The organism is Streptomyces sp. LS1784 (genome assembly GCF_020103755.1).
GTDB lineage: Bacteria > Actinomycetota > Actinomycetes > Streptomycetales > Streptomycetaceae > Kitasatospora.
In genome coordinates this window covers 1-4486 of the sequence record NZ_JAHSQD010000628.1, presented here as the reverse complement: position 1 = coordinate 4486, position 4486 = coordinate 1, and the positions used below count along the sequence as shown (strand labels likewise).

The following is a 4486-nucleotide window of genomic DNA, read 5'->3' as shown; positions in this document are numbered from 1 at the left end:
GGCGGCGGCCTGCCGGCGCCCGGCGGTGCGCTGCCGGGCGCCGGCGCGGTCGCCCTGCTGCCGACCGGGGTGGTCGCCGTCGTGGATTCGTCGGCATCATGCCTGTTCGGGCAGTTCCGTCGTCCACTCTCGCTGCTCGGCGGTGTCCGGGACAGCGAGTCCGCGAGCTCGTTCGATGCGCTTCCAGGCGGTGTCGGGATCGACGCCGTTGAGGACGAGGAGTGCGGCCGCGAGGAGGGATGAGCGTCCGATGCCGGCTCGGCAGTGGGTGACGACGTGTGCGCCGTCCTGTAGCCGTTCAGCGAGTTCGTGCAGGGTGGGCAGGATCGTGGTGCGGTCGGGGACGGTGCGGTCGGGGACGGTGCGGTCGGGGATGGGTATCGCGACGAACTGCAGCCCGGCCGCCGCGGCTGCCCCGGGTTCGTCTGCGAGGCCGAGTTCGTCGAGTTCCGGAGCGGTGAGCGCGCAGACCAGGACGTCGATGCCGCGGCTCTTCAGCGCGGCCATCTCGTCTTCAAGCCAGTCGTGACCGCGGGGTCTGGCCATGGTGCTCAGTCGTCCCGGGCCGGGGAGGTCGATGGTGAAGAGGGCGGGTCGCATGTCGGCAGCACTTTCGGTCGGTGGAGTCAGGTGGTGACCGGACGGTCAGGGGCAGGGGCGACCGGGTCCGGCGCGGAACTCGCGCGGGGTCCGGCCGGTTGGGTAACCGCCTCGGCGAGACGCCCGGGCAGGCGGTCGAGGGCACTCTGGCCGTCCTCGACGGCGGCGCGTTCCTCTTCCGTGAGCGGAATGCTCACGAGCATGCGCTGCGAGTCGGCCTTGGCTTCGACGAGTTGGGCTTTCGTCGATTCCTTGGGGGTGCAGAAGTCGCAGCGGGCGCAGGCCATCCGGTGCCGGCACTGTTCGAAGAACGAGTAGGAGCACGGCCCGTGACCGAGATCGTAGTACTGCCGTGGTTCACCGGTGGCCGCGGCTGCGGAGGTGACGCCGTCGCGGTCGAGGAGGACCTCGGAGGACCTCGACCGTGCGGACGTTGCGGGCGAAGCGTCCGGTAGGACAACGGCTTCTCACTCGGACTGGAATGAGCTTTCCGAGCCTGTGGTTGTAGGTCGGCAGAGGTGGTTCCGACTGGATTGCGAGGAGTTCTCATGACTCCGTCGCTGAATGGCTCGACCGCCCTGGTCACCGGCGCGACCAGTGGCCTCGGCCGGGCGATCGCGCAGGTTCTGGCCGAGCGGGGCGCACATGTGGTCGTCTCCGGCCGCGATGCCGCCCGTGGGGAGCAGGCCGTGCGGGAGATCCGTGCGGCAGGCGGGAAGGCCGACTTCGTTCAGGCCGACCTGGGCAGTGCAGCCGCCGCCCGCCGACTGGCCCACGAGGCGAGACAGCTGACCGGCGGCATCGACATCCTGGTCAACAACGCCGGTATCTATCCGTTCGCCGGCACCACCGACACCACCGAGGAGGTCTTCGACCAGGTCTTCGACGTGAACGTCAAGGCGCCCTTCTTCCTGGCCGCCGAGCTGGTCCCCGGCATGGTCGACAAGGGCGGCGGCGCGATCGTCAACGTGAGCTCCGTCGCGGCCGACAAGGCCGTGGTCGGGGCCACCGCCTACGGTTCGAGCAAGTCCGCGGTCAACCAGCTCACCCGGATCTGGGCGGCCGAGTACGGCCCGGCCGGCGTACGGGTCAACGCCGTCCTTCCGGGCGTGATCGAGACCGAAGGCGTGCAGGCCTCGCTCGCCGATGAGAATCGCAGCGACTTCCTCGCCATGACCCCCGCCGGCCGGGTCGGCCTGCCCGGCGAGGTCGCCGAGGCCGTGGCCTTCCTCGTGTCCGACGCGGCCTCCTACGTCAACGGCGCCCTGCTCACCGTGGACGGCGGAGCGTCCGTCCGCTGACCGTGTCCACGACTGACGGGTGCCCAGGAAACGCGCACCGCAGTCACCGGGGCAGCCGGGCTCAGGCTCCCGCTTCCTTGATCCCGCCGCCGAGTGATCACCGCTGAAACGACCTCAACGGCTGTGCTGATCAAGTACTTGCAGCGGTCGCATCATTTCATTGTCCTCATGGTCGATGATGTGACAGTGCCAGACGTACCGTCCCGCAAGTCCGAAGCGAACCTTGACGCGGGTGATATTGCTCGGCAATGCGATCACGGTGTCCTTGTATCCGCCTTCCCCCGGTTGCGGGGGTGACGATGCGCCGCCCGTGATGGCTTGGCGGTCGAGGACCTGGAATCCGATCTGATGGATGTGGACGGGGTGCGCGTCGGGGGTGAAGTTGTACAGTTCCCAGATTTCGGTGTCGTCCTTCACCGGCGTCTCGGTGACCGGGTCCGACCACAGGAGCGGGGTGGCCGAGCCGCTTGGCGTCACCGTGCCGAGCGTGTCCATCGTGGGCGCGCCGGCGAAGTAGGCGGAGTCCTCTTCGTTGAGTGACAGCTTCCGGACCGTCCGGCTCTCGGGAAGCGCCGGGATCGGAGGGAGCACGATCCGTGACGGCGGGACACTGGTGTCGGTGGAGGCAAGGGGAACGACGGTGAATTTCATGACCTGCCCCGTGGTCGTGATATTCGCCGGCGTGAAGTCGGTGCCCGGCGCGCCGCCGCCGTACGCCTCGTCCGGGCCTTCATTGATCAGGTAGAGCCCGGTGCCGACCGGGGTGCCGGTGAAGTCGACCACCACGTCGGCGCGTTCTGCGGGAGCCAACAGGAGTCGATCCGACTGGACCGGGGCCGGCAGGAATCCCTGGTCGTTCCCGATCTGCCAGAAGGGCAATGCGGGGCTGACGGGGCGGGGGGCTGTGGCGTCAGCCGCGATCTTCAGGATGAGAGTACGGGCGTTGCTTGCGTTGAGGATGCGCAGGCGGTACCGGCGCGGTTCCACGTCGAGTACCGGCCAGGTGTTCCCGTTGACGACCATCGTGGTGCCGAAGAACTCCGGGTTCCAGATCGGCGGAATATCGGTGTCGGGAATCCACGGACCATCCGGCGGGGTGTCCCCGAAGTATCCGCGACTGCCGGGGAAGAAAATCGACCCGTCCGCATTGAAGGACTTGTCCTGAACCACCAGGGGGATTTCGTAGGGGCGGGTACCGTGCGCACCGTCTCGCCCCGGCGCCGGCCCGGGAAGTACCCCCGAGGGGAGATCGGCAGGTCCGCCTCGCAGCAGGTAGAAACCGGCGAGGCCCGCGTAGACATTCACCCGAGTCATGCCCAGAGTGTGATCGTGGTACCAGAGAGTTGCGGGACGCTGGTCATTGCTGTACGCGAACGTTGCCGACCCGGGGCGCCAGCGGACGCCGCAGCGGTCGCGGAACTGCTCGGCGAACCGATCGTAATAGGTGCCTACGCGAGCATAGTCACGAGGGATGTCACGGGATGCCGGCAGGTACCAGGCTTCGGGGTATCCGTCGCTCTCTTCCCGGCTGTACCCGCCGTGCAGATGGGTCACGATGGGCACCGGTCCCGTGTACGGCCCGGGAGTGGTCGAGAAGGTGGGCCGCGAATCACGTCCGGCCCTTCCGCCGGGAGGGTTCGCCCAGTGCAACGTGGGGTCCACAGCGCACAGATGGGGCAGATAGAAGCCGAGCGAGGTGACGAGGTCGTTGACCCATGTCACGGAGATCGGCCGATCCACACGGGCTTCGATGGTCAGGCCTGGCGTGTGAAATGACTGCTGGTGGCCCACGGCTCCGTAACCCCAGATCGTGGTGGCCGGCATCCCGCTTGGCAGCATTTGCTGTCGGAACTGACGGATCGCGATGCGGTAGGAGTCCCGGCCCTCGCCGGGCATTTCACCGAGAAGGAACAGCGGCGTCCTGTACTTGGGTACGGACGACGGATCGAGCGCGCCTCCCGACGGCCGCGAAGGGTGCGGATGGTGCCGACCGTGCCGAAGAGCAACCGGACCGGGCAGAGAATCGACCGCGTAGGCATGCCCGTCCGCAAGTGCGCCGGAAAAACCCACGGCACCGACTGTCGCGACCGTGGTTCTGAGCAGCTTGCGTCGGCTCGGCAGAGAATTCTCGGCGACATCAGCAGCCTGCGAATTCTCCAGAGGATCGGTGTCCTTGATCACGCCCGAATGATATGCGCGTGATATGGAGCGCGGCGCCATTTCTGCCGGTCGACATGCCACGCCCCCCGAAGTCCGATCATTGGACTATTACTGCAGGGGCAGACCTTCCTTCCCGCGATCAGCAGCGAGGGAAGCCGGTCCCGGGGATCCACTCGAAGGGCCTGTACGAGCCTGTACGACCGCGAGAGGGCCCGTGCCGCGCGGATCGCGCGGCACGGGCCCTCGTGGGTCACTCCGGTGGTCCCTGTCCGGCCCCCGGGGCGAGGGGAAGCCGAAAGGTCGGCTTAGTACCAGTGGTGGGACTGCCAGAAGTTCCAGGCAGCGTTCGGGCTGCCGTAGCGGGTGTTCATGTAGTCCAGCGCCCACTTGATCTGGGTGGTCGGGTTGGTCTTCCAGTCCGCGCC

Annotated in this window: 4 protein-coding genes and 1 pseudogene; 1 reads left to right on the top strand and 4 read right to left on the bottom strand. The window is 67.7% G+C overall.

The features are described from left to right. Nucleotides 1-96: 96 nt before the first annotated feature. Both KS423_RS39305 and KS423_RS39300 read right to left on the bottom strand, forming a co-directional pair. On the bottom strand, nucleotides 97-600 hold the full coding sequence (locus tag KS423_RS39305) for a tyrosine protein phosphatase (protein ID WP_224284520.1): 504 nt from the start codon (nucleotides 598-600) through the stop codon (nucleotides 97-99). 26 nt (nucleotides 601-626) lie between these two features. Then, nucleotides 627-887, bottom strand: coding sequence for a hypothetical protein (locus tag KS423_RS39300; RefSeq protein ID WP_224284519.1), 261 nt, complete (start codon nucleotides 885-887; stop codon nucleotides 627-629). Nucleotides 888-1148: 261 nt separating this feature from the next. On the opposite strand from KS423_RS39300, the gene KS423_RS39295 reads away from it, so the two are divergent. Next, nucleotides 1149-1901 (top strand): SDR family NAD(P)-dependent oxidoreductase, encoded by a 753-nt coding sequence (locus KS423_RS39295; RefSeq protein ID WP_224284518.1) that lies wholly within the window; start codon nucleotides 1149-1151, stop codon nucleotides 1899-1901. A gap of 114 nt (nucleotides 1902-2015) precedes the next feature. Here the strand turns inward: KS423_RS39295 and KS423_RS48245 are convergent, their stop codons facing one another. Together KS423_RS48245 and KS423_RS39285 are read right to left on the bottom strand one after the other, a co-directional pair. Beyond that, the gene (locus KS423_RS48245; RefSeq protein WP_224284517.1) at nucleotides 2016-4082 is read right to left on the bottom strand and encodes a multicopper oxidase family protein; all 2067 of its coding nucleotides are present in this window, start codon (nucleotides 4080-4082) and stop codon (nucleotides 2016-2018) included. Nucleotides 4083-4366: 284 nt separating this feature from the next. Next, nucleotides 4367-4486 (bottom strand): annotated as a pseudogene (locus KS423_RS39285) (lytic transglycosylase domain-containing protein); the annotation flags it as partial.

Excerpts from the sequence above, each read along its gene's own strand:
- KS423_RS39295 (WP_224284518.1), top strand. The coding sequence starts at position 1,149 with ATGACTCCGTCGCTGAATGGCTCGACCGCCCTGGTCACCGGCGCGACC.
- KS423_RS39300 (WP_224284519.1), bottom strand. The coding sequence starts at position 887 with ATGGCCTGCGCCCGCTGCGACTTCTGCACCCCCAAGGAATCGACGAAA.
- KS423_RS39305 (WP_224284520.1), bottom strand. The coding sequence starts at position 600 with ATGCGACCCGCCCTCTTCACCATCGACCTCCCCGGCCCGGGACGACTG.